22 protein-coding genes are annotated in these 21,666 nt (G+C 55.3%); all 22 read right to left on the reverse strand.

Annotated features, from left to right (window positions below):
- Entirely contained in the window at positions 1-1,347 is a 1,347-nt protein-coding gene (locus SD69_RS18965; protein ID WP_041523591.1) for a hypothetical protein, read from the reverse strand.
- A gap of 2 nt (positions 1,348-1,349) precedes the next feature.
- A complete protein-coding gene (locus SD69_RS13260) occupies positions 1,350-2,198 on the reverse strand; it encodes a hypothetical protein (RefSeq protein ID WP_041523592.1) in 849 nt (282 codons plus the stop codon).
- Positions 2,195-3,628 (reverse strand): hypothetical protein, encoded by a 1,434-nt coding sequence (locus SD69_RS13265; RefSeq protein ID WP_041523593.1) that lies wholly within the window; start codon positions 3,626-3,628, stop codon positions 2,195-2,197. Before SD69_RS13265 ends, SD69_RS13260 begins: the two co-directional genes overlap by 4 nt.
- Entirely contained in the window at positions 3,628-8,661 is a 5,034-nt protein-coding gene (locus SD69_RS13270; protein ID WP_041523594.1) for a tape measure protein, read from the reverse strand. The genes SD69_RS13265 and SD69_RS13270 overlap by 1 nt, the downstream gene beginning before the upstream one ends.
- 33 nt (positions 8,662-8,694) lie before the next feature.
- Positions 8,695-8,928 (reverse strand): DUF1799 domain-containing protein, encoded by a 234-nt coding sequence (locus SD69_RS13275; RefSeq protein ID WP_041523595.1) that lies wholly within the window; start codon positions 8,926-8,928, stop codon positions 8,695-8,697.
- 122 nt (positions 8,929-9,050) lie between these two features.
- Positions 9,051-9,479, reverse strand: a complete 429-nt coding sequence (locus SD69_RS13280; RefSeq protein WP_041523596.1) for a hypothetical protein — start codon at positions 9,477-9,479, stop codon at positions 9,051-9,053.
- A gap of 88 nt (positions 9,480-9,567) precedes the next feature.
- Positions 9,568-10,509 (reverse strand): phage tail tube protein, encoded by a 942-nt coding sequence (locus SD69_RS13285; RefSeq protein ID WP_041523597.1) that lies wholly within the window; start codon positions 10,507-10,509, stop codon positions 9,568-9,570.
- Between the two features lie 39 nt (positions 10,510-10,548).
- Positions 10,549-10,704, reverse strand: coding sequence for a hypothetical protein (locus SD69_RS18805; protein ID WP_157471681.1), 156 nt, complete (start codon positions 10,702-10,704; stop codon positions 10,549-10,551).
- Positions 10,704-11,141, reverse strand: a complete 438-nt coding sequence (locus SD69_RS13290; RefSeq protein ID WP_041523598.1) for a phage tail terminator protein — start codon at positions 11,139-11,141, stop codon at positions 10,704-10,706. Before SD69_RS13290 ends, SD69_RS18805 begins: the two co-directional genes overlap by 1 nt.
- Entirely contained in the window at positions 11,138-11,653 is a 516-nt protein-coding gene (locus SD69_RS13295; protein ID WP_041523599.1) for a gp436 family protein, read from the reverse strand. The genes SD69_RS13290 and SD69_RS13295 overlap by 4 nt, the downstream gene beginning before the upstream one ends.
- 27 nt (positions 11,654-11,680) lie before the next feature.
- Entirely contained in the window at positions 11,681-12,217 is a 537-nt protein-coding gene (locus SD69_RS18970; RefSeq protein ID WP_198144097.1) for an HI1506-related protein, read from the reverse strand.
- Between the two features lie 78 nt (positions 12,218-12,295).
- Positions 12,296-13,189, reverse strand: coding sequence for a Mu-like prophage major head subunit gpT family protein (locus SD69_RS13305; protein ID WP_041523600.1), 894 nt, complete (start codon positions 13,187-13,189; stop codon positions 12,296-12,298).
- Between the two features lie 65 nt (positions 13,190-13,254).
- Positions 13,255-13,665, reverse strand: a complete 411-nt coding sequence (locus tag SD69_RS13310) for a hypothetical protein (RefSeq protein ID WP_041523601.1) — start codon at positions 13,663-13,665, stop codon at positions 13,255-13,257.
- Between the two features lie 94 nt (positions 13,666-13,759).
- Positions 13,760-14,887 (reverse strand): phage protease, encoded by a 1,128-nt coding sequence (locus SD69_RS13315; protein WP_041523602.1) that lies wholly within the window; start codon positions 14,885-14,887, stop codon positions 13,760-13,762.
- Between the two features lie 253 nt (positions 14,888-15,140).
- Positions 15,141-15,701: a phage virion morphogenesis protein gene (locus tag SD69_RS13320; protein ID WP_041523603.1), complete on the reverse strand. Its 561-nt coding sequence runs from the start codon at positions 15,699-15,701 to the stop codon at positions 15,141-15,143.
- Positions 15,702-15,800: 99 nt separating this feature from the next.
- Complete coding sequence (locus SD69_RS13325; protein ID WP_041523604.1) at positions 15,801-17,051, reverse strand: PBECR2 nuclease fold domain-containing protein; 1,251 nt, start codon at positions 17,049-17,051, stop codon at positions 15,801-15,803.
- Positions 17,051-18,625, reverse strand: a complete 1,575-nt coding sequence (locus SD69_RS13330; RefSeq protein ID WP_041523605.1) for a DUF935 domain-containing protein — start codon at positions 18,623-18,625, stop codon at positions 17,051-17,053. Before SD69_RS13330 ends, SD69_RS13325 begins: the two co-directional genes overlap by 1 nt.
- Complete coding sequence (locus SD69_RS13335; RefSeq protein ID WP_041523606.1) at positions 18,619-20,274, reverse strand: hypothetical protein; 1,656 nt, start codon at positions 20,272-20,274, stop codon at positions 18,619-18,621. Before SD69_RS13335 ends, SD69_RS13330 begins: the two co-directional genes overlap by 7 nt.
- The gene (locus SD69_RS13340; RefSeq protein WP_041523607.1) at positions 20,274-20,810 is read right to left on the reverse strand and encodes a DUF3486 family protein; all 537 of its coding nucleotides are present in this window, start codon (positions 20,808-20,810) and stop codon (positions 20,274-20,276) included. The genes SD69_RS13335 and SD69_RS13340 overlap by 1 nt, the downstream gene beginning before the upstream one ends.
- 3 nt (positions 20,811-20,813) lie before the next feature.
- Positions 20,814-21,128 carry a hypothetical protein gene (locus SD69_RS13345; RefSeq protein WP_041523608.1) on the reverse strand — a complete coding sequence of 105 codons (315 nt, stop codon included), beginning with the start codon at positions 21,126-21,128 and terminating at the stop codon, positions 20,814-20,816.
- Entirely contained in the window at positions 21,125-21,454 is a 330-nt protein-coding gene (locus SD69_RS13350; RefSeq protein ID WP_041523609.1) for a hypothetical protein, read from the reverse strand. Before SD69_RS13350 ends, SD69_RS13345 begins: the two co-directional genes overlap by 4 nt.
- Positions 21,442-21,642: a hypothetical protein gene (locus SD69_RS13355; RefSeq protein ID WP_041523610.1), complete on the reverse strand. Its 201-nt coding sequence runs from the start codon at positions 21,640-21,642 to the stop codon at positions 21,442-21,444. Before SD69_RS13355 ends, SD69_RS13350 begins: the two co-directional genes overlap by 13 nt.
- Positions 21,643-21,666 lie beyond the last annotated feature (24 nt).

Genomic DNA, 21,666 nt, shown 5'->3' on the forward strand with positions numbered 1-21,666 from the left:
TTACGGTCTCTCATCTGACTGATAGAAACTAAGTTGACCAGGCTTTAACGGGTTCCAGTAGAACTCGATAATATCCAATGCTGTGCGGGTGGTGCCGTACTCAGGTACCGAGGGCCAATGTGCTGTAAGCGCTGAGTTCAATAACGTATTAACGCCAGTTTTAACGCCTGCACCAGTCATCATTATCGTGCAGCTAAATAGATCATCTTCGTCTGTCGGCACCCCAATGATATTTAGGTTGAAGGCGCCAGAGGTCGAGATACTCACGTCGCTAAAATCAAAGAGGAAAACGTTGTACTCGCTACAATCAAGATCGACTTCAATGTCATTGCTGACCTCGTCCACGCTGGTTAAAACTTGGACGGGCGCGGTTTTACGGCCTGAACCACTACCCACCGGCTTCCAGCCAGACCAAACACCAGCACTTTTTACATTTTGATAGGATTCACCGGTAAAGCGAGAAGTAACCTTTATAAGCTCATATGTAGAAGCAATGTAATCGCGGCTCACGTAACCAGCAGCATTAGCTTTGGCCGGCATATTAATAGGCACGCCATTTGGCCCCCAGTAATACTTCGCGTTACCGCCGTTACCCGCAATCGGCGGTAAGTTTAGGATATCATCAGCAGAAGTAATCCGAATTGAGTCTCCGTACCCCATATGGCCGACAGTAGAAACTCGACCAGCTGTTGTATCAATCTGAGATACGGTTTTCTGCAAATTTCCGCTTGTCCAGAATTGCTGGTCCACGCCCCAGCCAGATGCGTTTATAGTTCGCCCCCAGAATTGACCGTTATTCGCTCCGACAATCTGCCAGCCGTACCTGTTGCCAGATTCAGCCAAACCTATAACGCATAAACCTGTACCGTTACTGCTACCAAGCCTGTGAGCATCGCCACCGCCCTGGTAATAAAATCGCGTCTTATCAATTAAGTACGAGTCAGTGTTTTCAATCAAAGATTGATCTGCACCCAAACCCCACTGCTGGATCAAGCCCAAGGCGCCGTTCTCACTCACAAACCGGCTAGACTCCGGCGCCCAATCGTTATTGGCATCGCTCGGCTCACTTGTAGTTACGTTTGCAAGGTTGTTCTGCAAACGCCATATTTTTCCATCGTGGTACGCGGTTGCAGGCTTAGATAAACCCCCGCTCAAATCACTCCAATAGCCCTTGTAGTCGTCAATATTCAGCAGCAAGTAATCCTTCAGCACGTCATCGTGGCTTTTTGCATCGTTCGCAACCGTTACGGCCGCGTCTACGGCCTGGGCTAAGTCCTGCAGCTTTGCCAAGTACTGGCCGCCTACATCACTTTGGTTGAACTCTATACCGGGTACGGGTATCGCCATTGTTATGCCTCTCTCACCTCAATGGGTGCCGTAAAGTTATTAAAAAAATTGCCGCTGAGCGCAGGGTTACCGACAAACTTGGCGCTCATAGCGTATTCAATTTCGTTTCGGCCGCCAGTTTCTGGGAACATACTGATAAAGAAATCTTTCGTGATACCTACCGAGCGGATTGCCTCGCTCATGTGTGGTCGCTCTTGCTCGCTCAGGTAATCTAGGGAAAATGCCACACGCCGGTGACGCGGACGTGCTGTGCTAAAAACTGATTGCGCAGCCGTTACGCGCTGTGCCTCCGCGCTTAGCCATTGGTGCTGGTGGCCATAACTAAAATTAAAGGTCGGTTGAAAACTACGGCCCAAAAAAACGCGGTCAAACTCATGCAACCCGTCACGGGCATCAGTATCAGATATCGTAATGCGCCCGCTGCGTGCAAACGTCGGTGGCATCCAGCACTGGCTAAACTTAAACGGCCAATTGCCAAAAACGCTCACTACCAGGGTATCCACTAGCCAATTCAGCTCGCCCAGTGTTTTTGTTGCTACAGCAGGCACAGTGTCAGAGTCATACACCCGCGTGCCCGTTAACTCGGTGCCATCAAACAACTCCACGCGCCAAGTCGCTAGGTCACTTAGCCAGTGCCGGTACAACACAAGCCCGTCAATTAGCTGGAGTGAACCCAACTCAAACGTAAACTGCGAGTTACCGGCGCCATCGGGCGTAATCGCGGCGGTTTTGCTGCGGCCATAAATTTGCGAGTTAGCCACAGGTAAGCTGCTCACCTCGGTGCCGGCGGCCACGCTTAAAGTGGCGGTATCCCACAAATTATCAATCAACATCCGCATGTTATTGCTCACTGCCACACCTCCAGTCTTACGCTGTTTTGTTCGGGCAAGTCGGTTAATCGGGTAATCAGTGCATCACCACCGGCGGCAAAATACTGTGGATATTGGATGCTAATGCTTTGGCCCAGCTGCATGGCGAATGGGCTGGCAAAGGCGGCCAGCTCAAAAATAGTGTGTGGAGTTGCGGCTATACCGGCGCGGCGGGCGGCTTCGGTACCGGCGTCGGTTTCTGCGGCTATGAGCGTGCTCACCGTAATGTCAGCCGCGTCTGGGTAATTCGTGGTAATGCCAGCGTTTGTGGCCACAACAACGCTCTCGGTTTGCTCGTACTGCGTTGCCAGCTCGGGCTCGTTCTCGCGTATCGTGCCGGCCAGGCCATCAGCCTGGGGCGTCCAGTTGCGCTGGTAGCCAAGGGTAATGGTTTTGGCCGGCGCAATACGGCGTACCGGTAATAGGCTTTCGTCTTCAATATCATCCGGGGTCAGCGCGTCGGTAGCTGCTTGTACGCCGTCAAAGTGCACCAAGGCCACTTGGTTTAAGCGGTTAAAAAACCAGGCTGCGCCAACGCTGGCGGCAATCTTGTCCAGGGCATCGGCTACCGTGGTTTCATCCACTATGTACAGGCCCAAGGTGTAAGCCGGCAGCGTATCGCCAATGGGCGCACTTAGGCCCATTACATCGGTAACCAGGTGAGCAATTAAATCGTCGGCCGTTGCTAAATAAGTGCCGCCTACAACAGCACCCTCCACGTCAGCCGTAACCCGGCCGGTGGCGTTGTTGGTTAGGGTAAAGGTACCGGTGACCACATCGGCGGTAAACGGTATGCTCATGCCGTTCTCGCGCACGTCGGTAATCGCTTGCACGGCCCCGTCGTGCACCTGGTACTTTTTAATCGTGTGGTCTATCAGCACAGGGCTTACGTTAAAGCACTTGCCGTAGCAAAGTGGTATGGGCTTGCCGGCACTGGGCCCGGTGGCCAATGTGTTTTGCTGCACGGGCCGGTCAAACAACGCGGCGCGGTCTTTAAACGTTAGCGTGGCGTGGTCATAGCTGGCGGCCTCTAGCTGCTCAATACGGCCAACCACAATCTGCCCAAAACTTGCCAGTGGCCAACTGGCATCACCCACAAACATTCTAAATTCACGGCCACCAAAAACCGCCGCGCCTACCAGCGCCTGCAGCTCGTCATCCAGGAACAGCTCAAGCTCACCGATCGCAACGCGGCTTACGCCAATAAAGGCTTCGCTCATTTCCCTGTCAAACTCGGGCAGGCTTAATATCGTGTCCGGGTACGGCGTTAGCGCCGGCGTATCACTCGCGGCGGTGCGGTACGGGTGCGTGCTGCGGCGCAGGGTGTACTCGGTACCGGCCAGCAGGTAATCCATCTCAATTAAATAACACCGGTCAAGCGCTGGCGTTTTTAGCCATTCACTAAACAGCATTAGCCAGTCCTCCGGGTGTTATACACAGCGTTTTGCGTGCGGGTTAATTCAGTGCGCACACGGCCCAGCTCTTTAACCACACGTGTATTTTGCTCGCGGGCTTCATCTCGCTGGGTGCGCATCTCCATAATCATGCGGTTGGTCTCGCGCGTCTGAGTGGTTTGTATCGCGTTCACGATATCGGCTGTAGATTGGTTCACCGCGTCTATCTGCGCTTGCTGTGTTGCGAGCATCTCGGCTTGCTGTGCTTCTAGCGCCGTTTGTTCTTCGGCCCGCAGTTCATCCAGCAGCGTTTGCAGCTCGGTCAGCTCGTTAATCGCGCTGGCCTGCAGCTGTGCATCGCGCGCCTGGTAGTTGCGGATAACCGACGGCACCGGTGGCTCTGCAGGCGCGCTGGCGCCCACGTTGCGGTACGCGTTTTGGATCTGCTCAAAAATCGCTTTGTACTCATCAGAGCCCTGCGCGTAGTACGACTTGGCAATATCCAAATAGCTATTGCCCACGCCCTGCAGTTGGCCGGCCGCGTCGGCATCGCCGCCTTGTGCCTGGCTAAATAAGTTGCTGAACTGGCTTTGCGCCTCGGTAAGCTGGCTACCCAATAGCGCAGGGCTGGCCGCGCTTAGCAGCATGGCATCGGCGGCCTGCAGCAGTTGGTCAGCCGCTTGGCGCATGGCATCGGCGGCCGCTTTTTCTACCTGGTAACGTTGCTGCGCGGCTTGCTGCAGCTCTTGGTTGCGCGCCATCTCAGCTTCGTAACGGGCGTTAATGGCGGCTTGTAGCCCCTCAATAGTGCCTATCTGATCGCTGGTGCTGCCTACACCGATATCGCCGCGTAGGTCACCGATAACGCCATTCTGGTACCCAACCTCATTCCAGCCTGCGCCGGCGCGCTGGATGCTTAAAATATCCGCGCCAATGCTATTGGCTAAGCTGTCGATGCGGCCAAACACCTGCTCGTATTCGCTTATTAGTTTTTCAGCGGCCGTGGTATGTTGCTCATTAATCGCGTCCAGCTCGTCCGCAATAATGTCAGCGCGTTTGCGGCCGTATAAACGCTCGAGCATGGTTGTATCGGCGCCCAGCTCCTCAGCGGCGGCAATTTGTTCGTCGTACCAGGCGTTTAAGTCGGTAAGCGACTGCTGCAGCGCGGTCGCATCCAGCGCGGCAAACTCACTGGCCATGCCGGCCTCAAATTCGGCGCGGTCATTCAGTACGCTGTAAAATTCATCCATAGATGGAGCAAGCTGCATTAGCGTGGCAAACAGCTGTTGGCCGCTTGTGGTGGTACGGTCAATGCCATCAACAAGCGCTCTAAACCCATCGCGGGTCGCGGGCAATGGCTGGCCCAAATCAGTAAACGTTTTTTGCAGGGTGCCGCTGAGGTAATCAAACTGCTCGGCGCCGCTGTAAAACGCGTTTAAGTAATCTGCGGTGGCATCTCTAAATTCTTCAATACCGCCCATCAGCGTAATAATGCTTTGCGATATCTCCAGCTGTGCCTCGGCGGTAATGCCAGCGGCGGCGCCCATGGTTAAACCGAGCGCATCCATTTGCGCGTTGTACACGGCTTGCTCTTGCGCTACGCGTAACAGTGTTTCGTATAGGCCTTCGCCCATTTGCTGGTATTGCTCAACGCCTGGCACCAGGTACTGAGTCATAAGGTCAGCTTGTTGGCTAAACATCGCCTGCAGCTCGGCCTCAACTTCATCGCCGCTTAAGTCTTTAAAGCTAACGTTAGGCAAGTCGATCGCAAAGGTGTCGATCATGTTTTGCGGGTTTAACCCGAGTATGTCGATCGCATTGGTAACCGAGCCGCCCACAAAACCAAACAGCTTGCCCATGCTGGCACGCACCGCAGCATTAATACCGCTGTACTCGGTGTTTTGGCTGCTGTCTTCACTCAGGCCCCACCAGCTGCTCTCGGTCTCTTTAATAACGTTGTAGTAACTGGCTTCAATCGTGCCGCTGGCGAGCACTTGGCCCATCGTCTGAGCATCAAAGCTAATGCCGCTATCAATTAGCTCGCGGGTGGTTTCGCTAAAGCCACCAAACACGTCATCAATCAAGCCGCCCAGTGGGTCGCCAATCCAATCAGTTAGGGCAGTACCCATTACCGGATCAAACAACTGTGTGGCAAAGCTGCCGGCATCCTGAAAAAAGCCGCCGGTGCTGGTGTTGCTTTTGGTACCCAACGGCCCGGAATACGATGCATCGTTAAAGCGGCCGGCATCCTGCACCAGGCTAATCGCAAGCTGCGATATCCCGCCGCTTAACGCTTTAATGTTCTCGTTTATTTGGCGCAGCTCGTGGTACTGGTCTAGCTCCAGATCTTCAATGCGGTCAAACGTGTTTTGTATCGAGCTGCTCTTAGCCGTGCTGTCGCCTAACACGGTGCCGGTGCCCTGGGCGTCTTGCCGATCGGCAGCCAGGTTGACGTTACCGCCCGATCCACCACCGTTAAACACACCAAGGCCAGCCATAATGCCAATCATCGCGGCGCCGGCGGCAAAGTTAACCGGGAACGGTGCGGCAAAGCTGCTGGTAATAGCGGTTAGCGCATTAGCCGATGCTTTTTGCAGAGCCATGGCCAGCTCTACCGCGCCAAACGCCATCTCGATTTTGTGGAGGTTTTCACGCTCGCGTGATTGCACTCCAAACATCTCAGATGCAGCGCCGGCTAGGGCACCGTATTGGCTTATTTGGTCGGTATAGTTTTGGCGATTCAGTGCGGACTCGCGCTGCTGGAGTTCGTTTAATTTTGCTTGTTTGTCCGCGCTATCGGCCCAAAGGGTATTAACCTCTGCGCGCTCTTTTGCGATTTTTTCCAATCCTTTCGCGTAATCCGCTTGGGACTCGGTCATTGCATCCAGAAGCGCAGCGGCATCACCAAACGCGTTGACAAAGTTGCCGCCTAAGTCATCAAGCGCATCCGATATCTCGCCCAGCTCATCGCGCATACCGCCAAAGCCACCACCGGCCAGCTCCTCGGTAATGCGTATTTGCTCGTTAAGTTCTTGCTGTGCACGCAGCTCATCTTCGATCGCTGCGAGGGTATCGGGGTTGCCGCCTTTGAGTTGGAATAGTGCTTTCTGAATGGCATATTCGTCTTCGCCTTGCTCTAAACGAATGCGTAGTAGGTCGTTCTCTTCCCGCATCGATTCTAAATAAGCATCCGATTGCAACGCGGTTTGCGCGTTTAGCGCGGCGGTGGCGTAAGCGCGTATTGCGTCAGCGGCGTCTGCGGGCAGCGCGGCGGCCTCGGTAAATGTGGCTTTAAACAGTTCTAAATCAATGCCCTCAAGGGCTCGGCCCTGGGCGTCTACCGCTTGTGCGTTAAGCATTTGAGTGTTGTACAAAGCCAGCAGCTCTTTATTCAGCTCGCCTACACCACCATCATCACCATCACCATCACCATCACCACCGGTAGTACTGCCGTCACCCGCAGCGCCACCGGCCATATCGGCAAGCTTTTTCTTGGTGTTATCGGCGCCTTTGCCCACCTGGGCAAACATATCGGCGTAGGTGTTATTAACCTGCGTTAATTTGGCTTTGGTTTGGGCTCGGATTTCTTCCATCGCGGCTTTATGCTCAACACCAGCCTTGCTTCTAAAGCCTTCCAGCTTTCCATCAAGGTCATCAAAGGCGCTTTCCCAGCCCAACAGATCCAGTACGCCATCGTTTAAGCCGTTATACCACTGCAAAAAATCGATGATCTTATTGCGACCAAAATCCATCGAATCTTCTATTGCGTATTTCATGTCAGCGGCCCATAAGTCAAAGCCGCCCGATAAGCTAATCAAGCCGGTATGTACCGTGCTCATCCAAGCAATACTAAAGCGCTCGACCGCTGCAAACTCGTCGCGCAAGTAGTTACCAATTTGCCACCCCACAAAAAAAGCAGCCACACTGGCACCGGCCGCACGCGCGCCCCACAGTGATTTAGTCGTAAGCGCATTTTGTGCCGCAAAAGCACCACTGGCGGCTTTTGCACCAGCCATACCACGCGACCAAACAGCCGCCGCCGCGGGGCCCGCGTACATGGCTGCCAGCAAAGAGCCGGTAATACTCACCGCCGCTTCGGCTATTCTTACATACTCCTCCAGCTCTTCAGTGCTGAGTTCGTCCATCGCGCCGGCTGCATCGCTCAGTAACTCGGCCCAAACGCGGGTGATGCCTGCGGCCTCATCCATCCGGCTGAGTATTGATGCGGTTGCATTGTCATACTCCACGCGTGATCGCGCCAATGTGGGTGCTAGCTGCTCAAACTCAGCGGCAATCTCGGGTGCCTGTGAAAGTATCGCCGCAAACACATCCTCGCTCAGAACCTTACCTTCAAGCACCATCGCGCGTAGTTCGCCTACGCCGATATCGCCCATACCTTTACCGATGCGCACGGCCAGTTCGGGCACGTTTTCTAAAATGGAGTTAAATTCCTCGGCGCGCAGTACTCCACCACCTAAGCCTTGGGCAAGCTGGGTTAAACCGGCCGTCATGGCCTGCGTGCTAGAGCCGCCAATTACACCCAGCTGTTGTACGGTATTGGTAAACTCCAACATCTGGGTGTTGGTGGCTTTCAGCTCTTTGCGCGAACTGCTTAACCGTTGGAATAGCTCCACAGTGCCTTGCATTACGGCACCGTTATCTTGAGCATTTTGGTATAGCTCGGCCCACACCCGGTTAAAGTCGCCGGTGTCTTTGGTGGCGGTTTTTACCCGCTGTTCTAGAATATTAAAATCGTCTGCCAAGGTCGCGGCGGCTCGCAAACCGCCAATGGCTTGCATACCGGTGTAAAACAGCGCAGCAAAGCTAATGGCGTTTTTAAGGCGTTTATTAAGCTGATCAATCTCGCTGTCGGTTTTTTTGGCACCTTTGCCCGCCGCGTCTAACCCACTCTTGGCCTTGCGGCCAGCTTTATCGGTTTTACCCAGCGCATCAGCAGCGCCCTCGGCGGCTTGCTCAACACCATCAATCTCTTTAACGACAACTTTGCCGCCTTCGGTGGTGAGTTTTATGGATAGGTTCAAGTCGCTCATTGAGTGCTGCTCTCTTGGCTGTTACGTAAGGTGCTATTTGGCTTCGCTTTGCCACTGTTTTAGCGCGGCTACTTCCATCCGCTGTAGGCCATCCCATACCAGCTCCTGGTGCTCTAGCGCCAAGCCGGCGTAGTCGGGGTTTTTACTGGCCCTGGTCTCTACCGCTGGGTAATTAAGCCCAGTGCGAGTACCGCTCATGCCGGCGTAGCTCCACTGGGTACTTGCGGCATAAAAAAGCCGGACAATGAGTTCGTTGGCCGGCTGCACTTCGGGGGCAGCGTTTTGCTGCCGCTTTAAGTCATTAATGATGTGTTGCGGTGCGCCGGCGGCTTCCAGCGCCTCAGCAACACGGCTGTTATTGGTAGCGCGGCCACCGGCCCAAAAGCGCGCTACCGCTTCGAGTTTTTTCCTACTACATCCTCGCTACGGGCTTTGGTGTAAGTCATTTGAATGGCATCGCGCACATAGCTGCTGTTTAGCAACAGTGCGATGTTTTCGGGGGTGCTCTGCAGGGCGTTATCGTCGTCATCCACAAACGGCAGTTCTGTGCTTGGGGCCGCTTCAAAGCCAATAAAGAACCGCGCCACTTGCTCGGCACTAAGGTCAACCGCCGCCAGGGCGTTACCGGCCTCACGCAGTGCCTCCAGTTCTGTTAAGTGTTCGCGGCCTTCGGCCACACTTAAACAACGGAACTTACCGATAAATTTGGCCTTGCCGTAAACCGTATTACCCTCTTTGTCGATATCTTCTGTGGGGATGCTCACGGTAACCATGGCTTTAAAGTGCTGCTGGGCTAAGGCGTTAATGTTCAGTTTCATTGTGCGTAAACCTCTATCGGATTTTGGAAAGTCGTTGTGTGGTTGGCTAAAAAAGGCATCCGTGCCAAGCAGCCCGTGTTATTAATCCTTAACGGAACACCATCGTAAAATCGTTATCGCGGGCGGTAGGCACTACATCCAGCACACACTGAAGGTGGCTGATGCCGTCGATAATGGTTGGGGTAATGCTATTGAGCTGCAGGTTGGGAATGTTCAGCTCAAAAATGTTGCCCTCATCAACCGTGTCTTCGCCCAGCTGGTAAGCCAAGGCGCCGTAATCGCTGAGTTTTTCCCACCAGTTGTAATCTGAAAGTTGCGGCTCTTCGAAGGTGATTTCGATTTGCGGGCGGCGCTCGACAATCTGTACGCTTTCGTCATTCACCACCGCGCGGTACACCACGTTATTGCCCAACTTGAACATCATGCTGCTCATATTTACGGCCTGGCCAAACAACGTCATAACGGTAATGGATACCGGGTCGGTCACCGACGGAGTGGTAAACGCGGTAAAGTCCGCGTCCTGGAATGCGGCCACTTGGGTGGGCGGTACATACAGGCCCATCAGGTTGTTAAAGGTCATTTTGGGCAACGCGTCGGGGCCCAGGCTCATTTCAAGGTTGCAGCGTGCGCCTAAAATGCCGTGCTTAATTTTGCCGCGAAACACGTGCAGCGTGGCGCTGTCGTGCCCGGTGGATGCCGGTGCATAGGTCACATCGGTATCGGCGGTTACGGTGGGTACCAACCCTGCAATTTGCATCAGCGGGCCAATGGCGGGTGGCTCACCTGCGGCGCTTACGCCTGCCAGGTAACCGGTCAAAGATCCGCTAATGCGCTTGTTGCGCTGAATGCTGCCCTTGCTGCCACCACGGCCAGCGTCATACTCCAGCGCTTCTTGGTCACCGTCTAGCAGGGTTAAATCCGTGGCCACGCGCATGGCGTTAGCCGCTGCAGTAGGTGCGGCATCGGTTGCGTAATTCGCCTCTACGGCAGCCAGACACAATGTGTCTTGTTCAAAAATTCGTTCGCCCATGTCAGTTCTCCTGCGCGGTTATGTTTAGGGGTTGTGTGCTTACTTTCTGGCCCGGCGGCGCTGGTTACGGCGCGCCTCCACGTACCCGTTTTTGCTGTTGTCGGTACGGGTAATTTTTTCCGTTTTCTTGGGGGCCGGTTGCTTTGTGGCTGGTTTAGCGTCAGCGGCTTTGGTGTCTTTTTTTGCGTCGGTCATCAGTGTGCTCCTGTCATAAAAAAGCTGGTTTGAAAAGCATCGGCCCATAGCAACACGCTGTCGTCGTACTCCAGCACATCACCTTCAAGCCAAAAGCATTCTCTAAAAGCGCGGTCGGCTGGCATCCACCCAACCAGGGCATCGCGCACGGCACCTATTAGGCTTCTCGCTTCATTGCGCGCTTTAGCACCGGTGGCGTCGCCGTAGTGGCGCACCGCAATTACTACCCCAAAACCGGCCATTACCTGGCAGGTGTGGGTGGCGCGATCGTTATTGCCTTTTTCTTTTGTCGGTACCACGTAAGCGGCCGGGCAACGAAGGCTGGCAAGCTCCTTAATCGCCGCAAAATCGGCCGCGCCGCCCACGCTTACAAGCTCGGTCACCTGGTCTTTTAACCGGGCCTCAATTACCGTGGTGTCCAGGGGCATATTGCTCATCGGAAACTGTTTAACTCGCGTCGGCTAAAGGTTTTGCGGTCGTAATCAAACCGCACGTCTAGCTTGTTGGGCGCGGTTTCGACTGGGTCGGTACCGCCCAGGCTGAACTTGCCGTCAACAATTAACCCCAGCATTTTGTTGGCGTCTTTATAGCCACGGGTAATCGAGCCGGTATCGTCAGCGCTTAAATCTTTGTGCAGGTAGTAGCGGGCAATATCCCGCGCCCAGCCAGTTACCAACTTGGGCACAGGGTTTAGCGGCACCGCGTAGCCTCGTTTAACCAGGTGGCCATCAATTAAGCCTTCTGCCTGTTCTACGGCTTCGGCAATACGGGCCAGCGCATCATCGGCCAGGGCAATATCGGCGGCGTCAAACCCGCTGCGGTCGGTCTCGCGCAGCGTGGCCTCCATTAGCTCAACCGCCACCACTGGCTGGTGCGCGGCCGTGGCCACTTGGGCCAGCTCTTGTGCGCCGGGCAGTTCGGCCAGCTCGGTGGTGGTGATGTATTGCATGGTCTGCACCTACGTTAAAGGTCTGAACTAAGCGCTAGCGGGAATCGTGCATTCATCAACAATCAGGTTGGCGTCGGCTTTTAGCGTTGCCACCTGGTCATCGGTCAATGCATCCAACACGATGCCGTGCCCCTCTGGCGTAAAGCGCATACCGCAACGTCTAAAGCCGGTAGCCGAACGCGATTTAATAAACAGCGCCTTGGCTTCACTTTCTGGCTCGTCGCTCAACTTGGCTGCCTGTGTCGCGGCCTCGGTTTCTGAGTTACCGGCGGTCGTGGTTGCGTCTTTTTCTTTACCTTCAGCGTCGGTATCAGCCGCCGGCGCTTTTTCTGCCGAGTCATTCGCACCAGCTGTTGAGCTTGCATCATCTGCCGATTGGTTCTGGTCAACGTCTGTGCTTTTAGCGTCGGTAGCTGTATTGGTAGTAGCGTTTTTTTTTGCCCCATCCGCGTCAGCAGTAGGCGCTTCAGGTTGCTTTGGTTCAGCCGCTGCATTGGCCTCTGCGGCTTTGGTTGTTGTGGCAGCGGTACTGGCTTTGGTCGCAGAGCGTTTACGTGTGGCCATGGGAGTACTCCTAAATCAAAAAGTGGGGTTTGCTAACGCCGCCTGTCTTACAGCGGCGTTAGCATTACGCTTTGCTGCTTATTGCAACCAAGGGGTGCTCAATACATCCACCACGTCGCGGTTGATGTTGGTAGCGCCGTTGGCGGCACGCTCGGCTTTAACCACTTCAAGCGCTTTTGCTCGCAGCGATGGCGGCACCACTAGCAACTTGGGTCGAATACCCAGCGGGCGGCCGTTGTCACCTTTTAAGCCCTGCATGGCGGCGTAAGCGGTGTTAAAGTTTTCACTGGTTAGTTCTTGTTTGCTGGCGTAGGCCAACTGCCACAGGCCGTAACCCACGTTTAATCGCGCATCTACACCGTACAAATACTCTTTGCGCATAAAGACGTTCTCGTCTTTCTCCTGGTCCATCATCACAAAGTTGTAAGGCTTACGGTTTTGCAGAATCAGCGGCTTAATATGGCGAGTATCGTCTATCAAGTACCACGCGGTACCCGAGCCGCCAGCAAAGTTACTTACGCTTACCTCTTGGCCAGCCGCATTAAGCACCGGGTGGTCGGTATCAAAAAACGGTTGCCCGTCGTAGCACTTGCCCGTAAAGCCGCCAGCTAACAATGCGTACACCAACTGTGCCGGATGCTCTTTAGCGTCTTGGCCCAGCTGGGCCATTAGCGGGGTGTACACACCGTACTGGTCGTCTTCGATGTTCTCGCGCGGTACGCCCACGGTGTTCTCAAACGATTTATTTTTAATGCTATAGCCGTGTTGCTTTAATGCCTGGATAACGCGATCGCCCACCCACTCGCGGAATTGGGTGGTGCTACCAAGCCATGCGTACTCTTCTACGCCAGTGGTGGATTTAACGGTTAGCACAAGGCGGTCGTGGTCAATAGCGGCACCTTCAAACGCTTTGGCAAAAGCGGATTTAAAGGCGGTAAATAACGTTGTTAAGTTTTGGCGGTTAACAATCATGATGTTGCTCCTGGTAAAAAAGGTTTTCGCGCTGGGCGCGGGTTAAGCGGTTTGTGGTTTTCGGCTTAGGCGCCGATACGCACCCACACACCCGCGTCGTCTACATCTTCAATTACACCGGCGGCCGATCGGCTACTAGAGCCATCGGTAGCGGCAACGGTTTCGTCATCAACGATGTAAGCGGTGCCTTTAATGTGCGTGCGGTCGATTTCATCGACGCCGGCGCTGTTGGCAAAAAGAAACACACCGGCTTCAGTCTCCACGCTAATATCGCCAGCGGCGCCGTTACTGTTATCGGCGCGCTCAGTACAAAGCCCTCGAGCTTTTAAGCCGGTAGCGGGGCTACCAGGCGCGGCGTTGCCGCTGGCATCCAGCACTACCAACGCGCCGGTATAAATGGTTGTAGCTTCGGCTACCGGATCGTTAAAGCGATCACCGGCCCGGCGCTTGGTCATACGGTCTTGTGCTAGTGCCATGACGGCATCTCCTCTGTAGTGCTAAAAGTAACGAGAAAAATCGAGCCGGTTTGTTCAGGGTGATCCGGAAACACCTCACGCCCTTGGGGGTTCGTTACACCTTTTTGGCGGCGGCGTAGTCTTCTTGGGTAATGCCCATGTTGCTGCACACGGCAATTTCATCGGCGGTTAAGCCGTGCTCGTTGTCGGCAACGGGGGCGGCACCGTTGGTTTGGCTGGCCAGTACATCTTTTAAAGGCTTAGCAGCGCCCAAGTAACTGTTAAGGGCGGCCACATCTTTTTTGCCTAAGTCGCGGGCCCAGGTTTCTAGCCCCTTGGTTAAGCGGCCGTCTTCTAACGCGGTGTCTACCAGGGCATCTACGTCGGCGGCATCGCGGGCAGCTAAGTTTGCGTTTAATGCGGTCACTTGCTCCTGCAGTGATGTCAGCGCCGCCACGGGTGCGTACTTGGTTGGGTCGGGGTTGTCGGTCGTGCCCGCATCGGCTTTGGATTTAAGCGCCGTACAGGCGGCTACCAATGTTTGCTCGTCGGTGGCTTCATCTACACCCAGCGCGCTGCACACGGCTTTAAGTGGGTTGTGGTTGTCGGCTTGGCCAAAGTGGGCGTTAAGTGCCGCCACAGCATCGTCGTCGGTCTCGGCTTGCAGGCCGTATTTGGCTAACAGTTTCTTTAAATGTTCGTTCACGCTGTCGTCCTCCAGGGTCGCCCCAAAGCAAGCGGCGGCACGCAGGCTCATTGCCTCCATGCCATCAATTGCCGGGGTGTTCGTAATTGCGCCCATTTCAATCGCTAAAACCTCGCCGGTTTTAGGGTGGAAACGGAACACGGGTGAAAAAAATAAGTACTCACGGTTGGCAATCGCTTGCCGTGCGCTTTCGGTTAGCTCTACTTGGGCAAACAGGCCGGCGCCTTCACGCCACTCCAACGCACGAAACCATGCCGCCGCCGGTGCGGGTTGGCCGTTATCTTCTTTGCGTAGGGTTTGATGCTCGTAATCAATCACTAAAGGGGTGGCGCGTTGGTTAAAACGCTCGATAACGCGCTGTGCGCTGGCTTGGTCAATGCGCCATGCGGGCACGGTCATGGGCCGGCCGTCCTGAGGGCGAAACTCGCCAGCGGGAAACACCTGGATGGTGGTCAGCGTGTCGGCATTGGCAGGCAGCATAAAACTGCACGCCGATAGCGCTATGCCTACTCCCACTGAAAGTGCTTTTTTCTTCATACGGCCTGACTCACTGATCGCCCCGGTGTGGGCTTGTTAATCGATTCAGTGCTCAGGTTATGCGCGAGTGCGCTTTAGGTCTTTTTGCGAGGGCAAAAACTTTTTAGGCGGGTTGTCGGGCTCAATGTGCAATCTGAGTTTGAGCCAAGGGGTTTGCAGCGGCGAGAACCCCTCCATAAACGTTTATAAACGTGGGTGGGCGTAAAACTCGGGTAAATAGATGGCTAAGGGCTACAAGGGGCTTAAAACGCCGTTATTTTTCCGAGGCCTTTTTTAAGAACCGGGTGGCAATTTTTACCAGGTGTTGGTTTTGTTGGTCGTTGGTACCCAGGAATTCGCGAGCGGGAATTTTAATGGTGTGCTCGCCCACATTTACGCTTTGGGCAAAGTTGCTTCGGTTCTTTTTCACAAAGCGATTGCCCACGCTGCCATCGGCACGCTGGCGAAAATACACTTCACTGCGGCGGGTCTTTTTCTTAATGACGCCACCCAGCTGGTGAATAGCCGCATAAACCCGGTTGGTACCAAACTCGAGGCCCTGGTCATCTTCAACACCGCGCAAGGTGCCGCCCAGGTAATTGTTCAGCGTTAGAATCCGGTTTTTATTTTTCTTTTTACGGGCTTTGTATTTTGCCGATAGCTCTTGCCAGGGTGTGCCATCGGGCGCGGTTTGGGTTTTGAACCGGGCGCGGGTAATTTTGCCCAGGTATTCGTTCATTAACGCGAACATGGGCTTGGGGTGTTCTATGCCCGCAACCAGGCCTTGCAGCCGGGCCTCTACATCGCTGGTTACGCTTACCTTTACGCCTGCCATAGTTCTGCCTATAATTTACTTACGTCTTGTCGCATGTGCTGCCCCCGGCTTTAGGGCCCCCAGGTGCGCAAGGTGCCTACAGTAGCCGGGCTGTGGGGTTCACTCTTCTCTTTGGTACAGCCTTATACCCACCCGTAAACCTTCCACCTCGCTTACCTCAGGGTCAAACACGGTAACGCCGCTCCAGCCGTCTGGCCCGCGCTCAAACACGGCCAGCACGGGCACGGGCTCGCCGGGCAATTCAAACTGGGCAATATAACGGCGGCGCACCACGGACTTTTGTAACGCCTGGTGGTACTCCAGCCGCACCCAAATTTCATCGGGGTCTATCACGCCTGCGGCCAACACACGCATAAAGCGGCCGCGATTATTCTTGTTGGCTTTGAGCAAGCCGGTGCGCTTGTTGCGGAACAACTCGGCGCCCATGGCCAAACGCTCGCCCAATACATCGGTAAATACTGCAGGCTCTGTTAGCGTTGCGCCAAAGGCGTCCAGGTATTGCTGTGCGTAAAACTCTTCGCTTTGGCCATCGGGCAAGCGCATACCGTCTGGCAAGGTTCGTGGCGCGGGTAACGGGTCGCTTGGGCGCGTGTTGGGTACACCGGGCCCACCGGTGGAACCAGGTATAACCGGGTCGGGCCGCTCGGGCGGTATCTGACTACTAAGGCGCGATTTACCCGGTGCGTGTTCAAAGCCTGGGTCTATGCCCTCGGGTACCGTTACGGTGTGTGGGCCATTGGGGCTATTTTTGCCAATGGTGTGTTGCACATAATTAAATTCGGGCGCTGTGTCGGGGCCGGTTTTGCCTTCATCCGCTAATTCATCTTCGCTAACACCTTCTACATAACACTGGCAGCCCCAGGCATTAATGGGAAAGTGCGTGTCCCAAAAAGGGTCGTCGTGGCGTAGGGTTAAACCATCCCACGCCAGGTGATGCTCACGTGGGTTTTCTACCGCGTCGGAATGCCGGTAACGCCAGTACGGCATGTCGGCACTAAATTCTTTTAGCTGAGCGTAGCGCCCGGCGCTGTAGCTGCTGAACAGGTTGGTATCGTAAATCACACGCGATCGCCAATTGCGGCCGCCGTTATAGTCCCACCCGTGGCGTGCGACGATATCGTCAAAGTCTGCGCGGAACTGCTCGAGCGTTGTGCCATCGCTAATGGCTCGCTCAACGGCCGTGCGAAAGTCCGCCACCAGCGTGTCGCGGTTAGCCCCGGCCACCATAAAGCCCCAGTCGTGCTCAAAGCTGTAAAGGTCTGTCCAGGCTGTGGTGGGTATGTTCAGCTTGCGGCGGAAAAATTCAATCTGCTGCGGGAACGGAACAGACCCGTAACTGGCGGTAGCCATTAACCGCGCTCCTCGGCCACTTCATTGCGGCCCGCCAAGTTCGCGACCAGGTTAGCCTCGGTTACCGCGCGGGCGTAATCGTCCAGGCTCATGTTGGGGTAAAGCTCCAGCAGGCGATCGCGCAGCTCGTCCATGGTGCTTACGTCATCCATCAATGTGCGCACCTGGTTTATCCAGTTGGCCAGCGACGGCTCGGCCCGCTCGCGCGCCTGGGCCATCATATGCTCCGGCGGTGTATTGGGCGCAGGCAACTGGGCGTTGGTGGCGGCTGTGGGCGCATCTAGATTTTGCTCGCGCTGCTGTTGTACAGCGCGCTTGGCAATGGGTTCTAGCAGCTCGGCGCCTTCCTCCGGCTCAGGAATGCCAACGCGCTCTTGGGCCCACTGGCGGTCAATGCGCATACCGATGTTTAGCAGCTTTGGTGCTGCGTTCGCAAAGGCGACCATGTCTTCCGGTTCGTTGGTGTCAAACACCAGGCGTGGGCAGCGGCGCCAGTTATCCACCAAGCCGTTCAGCACGGCTATGGGGTAAATCAAATCGCGGCTCAGGGTTTTGGCTATTTGTTTGGCGTCGCCATCGCGTAGCTCTTTGCGCACATCGTCGTGAACATTGCCCAGGGCGTTGGTGCTGGTTTTGCCGTCCGCCTGGCTGGTAAGGGTGCCGCCCAAAATGGCTTTGCTCTGGGCTTTGTCGCACCAGCTCATCATTAGCTCGAACGCTTTGGGGTCGCCTTGGGCAGCGTTGTGAAATTCTATTTCCATGCCCTGGGGAATAATGCCCGCTGCGTTGTGGCCTATTTGTGCCAGCGCGCGCATCAGGGTTAGCTTTTCGGATTCGTTGGCTCCGCTGGGGTACTTACCCAGGCGCAGGGGAATGCCGTAAATTTCCAGGAACTCGGCTAAATCCCCCACGCTGTAATTTTTAAACAGATAGGGCCACACCAGCACGCGGAATAACGCGGTGCGCTCCAGCCAGCCGCTTTTAGCTTTGTGGGTGTGTACAATCCAGCCAAAGGGTTTTAGCGGGTCGCCATTGCCGGGCCCGCGCAGGTGAATGGCTTGTTCAAAACCGCGCACCAACTGAAACCAGGTTTGCGGGCGGTGCTGCACATTAATAGGTAACCAATCGCCATCCACCCGGTGCCAGCCGCCGTACTCCTGGCAGGCAAAGCCTTTGCCGATGGCATCGGTGGTATCAAAAATAATGTCTTCTATATCTTCCAGCCCGTCTAAAATCTCGCGCACGGCCATGGCGGCATCGCGCTCTTTTGCGGTGGCGTTGCGCGGCGGGTCAATGCGCCAATCTAACCCGGACACGGCGCGGCGGCGCTTGCCCATCTCACTCATAATGTGGGCGTCTTTCTCTTCCATGTCCTCAAACAATTCGTACTGAGCGGTAATATCGCCTTGCTCGGCGGCAATTAAAATTTGGCCCAGCTTGCTCGGGGTAAGCCCACGCGAGGGGTGATCCTGAAACTCGCGATGCAGCGCCACCGCGTGCGCGGTTTGCGCGGTTTTAATGTCGTTAAGCGGTATGGGGTTACCGTCTACGTCTACTATGCGGCTGTCTACCATGCGCCTTGCTCCGGTATTAAAAGGTCGTTGTCGTTATCTTCTACGTTGTCGAATCCGCGGGTGTGTTTGGGCATTGGCGTCCAATCAATCTCGCCGCCTTGCATCCAGCTGGCGCGTATGGCCATTGCCAGCGCCACGGCAAAGTCGCCATGGCGTTTGCCTTTACCTTTGCCGGTTTCGGTATCTTTAGTGCGGCCCTTATCAATCAGCGGTATGCCGTTAACTACCTTGATGTGCAGCAAGTCATCCAGGATGCTCTGGTGGCGAGGCACCTCTACGTTAAAGTCTTCAAACTCGCCTTTAAGCTTAGGCATCCACTCGGCGTACCACGCCTGGCTAAGCTGTACCTGGTCAACCAACCCGGAACCAAACTCCAGGGCGGCTTGCTCAGCTAAGTAGCCGCCGTTGGCGGTGGCATCAAAAGCGGCGCCGCCAAAGCGTGGCAGCCGTTTGATGATGAACTTCATCACCTGCTCTTGTTGCTGGTAGGTAAGGTTGCGCAGCTCCACCACAAACGGCGTGCGCTTGCGTAAGTTGGGCTTAATGGCGAGTGGCGCGAACACGGTTAAATCACCGCTCCGGGCAAAGTCTTCACCAAACACATGGCGGTCGTTTTTGTTCAGCGCGTTTAGCTCGGGCAACAGGTTATCCAGGCACCACTTACTGATTTCGTCTTCGCGCTGCTGGCGGGGCCAGCTTTCAAAATCTTCCGGCGCCTCGTAGCGGTATATGGGCAGGCTGTGGTCGGCCACCATGGCGGCCTCAACCAGCACGCGCGAGAGGTAATTGCCGCCGCTCTTTTTCGGCACGCAGCCGTACTCTTCATCGGCGCTTTCTGTGTTGGGGGCGTTTTTGTACAGGTCGGCCCGCCACTTGGCCTCGGCCTTGGGTGACCACGTTTGGCCGGTTACATAGCAGATGCGCTTGTACAGCCCCTGTGCGATCGCATCGTCCAAAGTGATGCGGTGGATGCTGTAATCTTTACGGCCCTCGCGGGAGTCTTGTATGTAGGTGTTAAAGGCGTTGTCTACGCCGTTATGGGTACTAATAAGCCGTACTTTGTTGCCCCACATGGTTAGTGCGAGCGCGGCTTTAAGCAGCTCCTCTAGGCTTTCATGGAATGCCGCCTCATCGATCACGACATCACCTTGCAAACCGCGCAGGTTGCTGGGGCGTGAGCTTAGCGCCTGAATCTTAAACCCGCTTTTCGGAAAGCGGATCATGTAGGCGAGAATCTCCTCTTTCTTGCCGGTATCCCAAAAGGTTTGCTCGTACACATCCGCTTCAGCCAGCTCATTAAACGCCTTAGCAAACAAGGCACAAGCGGCAATGTACTCCAGCGCCATCTCTTGTTTGCTGCCCACGTAAAAGGTATTGCAGCCGCCGCGCTTACGGGGTTTGGCGCCGTTAATCACGTTGCGGCCGGCCTCGGCCCAGGTTAAACCGGTACGGCGGGATTTCTCGGCCAGCATGATATGGCTTTCATCCTCAAACCACTTTTGCTGGTACGGCAAGAACACCGCGTCACCGCCCGGTACCGCCTCGGCGATATCCTCGGGCACGACCACGCCGTACAGCTCCATCTCCTCGGCCAAGTTGATTTTGCGCGGGGTATTGGTGGGCGTCAATTTGCCTTGCGTATCGCTCATTACGCTTTACCCAGCAGCACGTTACGAATGCGGTTTTCGAGCTGCTCGCTCATGCCATCGGTGCCGCGTAGTTCTTCCAGCCGCTCCTCTTGCTCAGTAAGCTGCTGCAGCCGCGCCTCTTCAGCAATGGCTTTGCGTTGCTCGATGCTGAATTTCTTTTGCGTCACGCTGGCACGGCCTAGCTCGGCTACGGCCTTGGCAATTTTGGGTAAGTCGAACTTACCTTCATCGCTCATTAGCAGCTTAAACAAGTGCTCTTGTACCAGGCGCATTAGGGCCTCGTTAACGGCGCCTTCCTCATCGGGGGCGGCATCCACTACGGCGCGGGCTTGCTCGCTGGCCATTTTGAGTGCCGACAAACGCACCTCAAAATCTTGGCCATAGCGGTTAAGCGCKCTTTTGCTAATATCAAAGCCACGGGCCGAAAGCTCATCGGATAACGCCTCGTAGCCGCTAAAGTTGTTTTCGGCCAGGGCGCTGTCGAGCCAGCTTTTTACCTCGGGTGGCAGTTGGGCCACTTTGCTGCGCGGAGGCATAGCTCACCCCGCCCAGTATTTGGTGGGGCGGGCAATGCCGGGGTGGCACTCCACGGTGTACTCGGCCACGTCTACGCCCAGGCTGGTGAGGTCGGCATACCAGATGCCGCTGGGCTCTTTTTTAAGCACCAACAACAACCGATCGTTTAGGTAATCCAGCTCGCGGCGCACCTCGTGCGCGGTGGCATCGGGATACACGCCTTGGATGGTGGTTAACACCAAACTCTCGTGAGTAGACACGGGCCGCGCGTTGTTAAGCGTGAGCATAATCGTCCAGCGCATGGATTCGCGGCGGGCCTTAGCGTGGTCTAGGTTCATTGTTTTGAGGCCTCTCTTAATTGAAAGTTTTCTTGCCTAACGGCGATCGCATCGAGCTTGGACTCGATAACAGTTTGGTTGCGCACGTAATCCTCTCGGCGTACATAGTGAAGTGGCAGTTCCGCCTTTAACTCGAGCAGCTCGCGCTCCATCTGCTGCCACTGTTTGGCCTCGGCCTCCAGCGCCCCAAAGCGTTTATCAAACGCACCAAACTTTTCGTCCAACGCCTTTCTGAATTGCAAAAATAGAAATTGCAGGCCGGCGAGAAACCCGCCCATACACGTCAGTAAAATACTGATTACCTGCCATGCCTCTAGCTGCAGCACGCTGCCCCCTCGTTTTGCAGTACGGCATCATCACGCCGCACAAAATTTATGTATCCCGCCGGCTCGCGGCTTACGTACTCGCCAAGCTCTTCACGCACAAAAGGCACTTGCTGGCCGACCAAATCGGCGTACCAGTACTGCGGGTCGCTGCACTTTTTAATCAGCAGTGTTTCGCCCGTTGTGGTCATTAATCAGCTCCCAGTAGCGGCCAG

Source organism: Gilvimarinus agarilyticus, assembly GCF_000832015.1.
In the GTDB taxonomy this organism is placed as follows: domain Bacteria; phylum Pseudomonadota; class Gammaproteobacteria; order Pseudomonadales; family Cellvibrionaceae; genus Gilvimarinus; species Gilvimarinus agarilyticus.

What these genes read in the sequence shown, in the direction of transcription:
- SD69_RS18965 (WP_041523591.1), bottom strand. Translation starts at nt 1,347, where the DNA reads ATGGCGATACCCGTACCCGGTATAGAGTTCAACCAAAGTGATGTAGGC.
- SD69_RS13265 (WP_041523593.1), bottom strand. Translation starts at nt 3,628, where the DNA reads ATGCTGTTTAGTGAATGGCTAAAAACGCCAGCGCTTGACCGGTGTTAT.
- SD69_RS13270 (WP_041523594.1), bottom strand. Translation starts at nt 8,661, where the DNA reads ATGAGCGACTTGAACCTATCCATAAAACTCACCACCGAAGGCGGCAAA.
- SD69_RS13280 (WP_041523596.1), bottom strand. Translation starts at nt 9,479, where the DNA reads ATGAAACTGAACATTAACGCCTTAGCCCAGCAGCACTTTAAAGCCATG.
- SD69_RS13285 (WP_041523597.1), bottom strand. Translation starts at nt 10,509, where the DNA reads ATGGGCGAACGAATTTTTGAACAAGACACATTGTGTCTGGCTGCCGTA.
- SD69_RS18805 (WP_157471681.1), bottom strand. Translation starts at nt 10,704, where the DNA reads ATGACCGACGCAAAAAAAGACACCAAAGCCGCTGACGCTAAACCAGCC.
- SD69_RS13290 (WP_041523598.1), bottom strand. Translation starts at nt 11,141, where the DNA reads ATGAGCAATATGCCCCTGGACACCACGGTAATTGAGGCCCGGTTAAAA.
- SD69_RS13295 (WP_041523599.1), bottom strand. Translation starts at nt 11,653, where the DNA reads ATGCAATACATCACCACCACCGAGCTGGCCGAACTGCCCGGCGCACAA.
- SD69_RS18970 (WP_198144097.1), bottom strand. Translation starts at nt 12,217, where the DNA reads ATGGCCACACGTAAACGCTCTGCGACCAAAGCCAGTACCGCTGCCACA.
- SD69_RS13305 (WP_041523600.1), bottom strand. Translation starts at nt 13,189, where the DNA reads ATGATTGTTAACCGCCAAAACTTAACAACGTTATTTACCGCCTTTAAA.
- SD69_RS13310 (WP_041523601.1), bottom strand. Translation starts at nt 13,665, where the DNA reads ATGGCACTAGCACAAGACCGTATGACCAAGCGCCGGGCCGGTGATCGC.
- SD69_RS13315 (WP_041523602.1), bottom strand. Translation starts at nt 14,887, where the DNA reads ATGAAGAAAAAAGCACTTTCAGTGGGAGTAGGCATAGCGCTATCGGCG.
- SD69_RS13320 (WP_041523603.1), bottom strand. Translation starts at nt 15,701, where the DNA reads ATGGCAGGCGTAAAGGTAAGCGTAACCAGCGATGTAGAGGCCCGGCTG.
- SD69_RS13325 (WP_041523604.1), bottom strand. Translation starts at nt 17,051, where the DNA reads ATGGCTACCGCCAGTTACGGGTCTGTTCCGTTCCCGCAGCAGATTGAA.
- SD69_RS13330 (WP_041523605.1), bottom strand. Translation starts at nt 18,625, where the DNA reads ATGGTAGACAGCCGCATAGTAGACGTAGACGGTAACCCCATACCGCTT.
- SD69_RS13335 (WP_041523606.1), bottom strand. Translation starts at nt 20,274, where the DNA reads ATGAGCGATACGCAAGGCAAATTGACGCCCACCAATACCCCGCGCAAA.
- SD69_RS13345 (WP_041523608.1), bottom strand. Translation starts at nt 21,128, where the DNA reads ATGAACCTAGACCACGCTAAGGCCCGCCGCGAATCCATGCGCTGGACG.
- SD69_RS13355 (WP_041523610.1), bottom strand. Translation starts at nt 21,642, where the DNA reads ATGACCACAACGGGCGAAACACTGCTGATTAAAAAGTGCAGCGACCCG.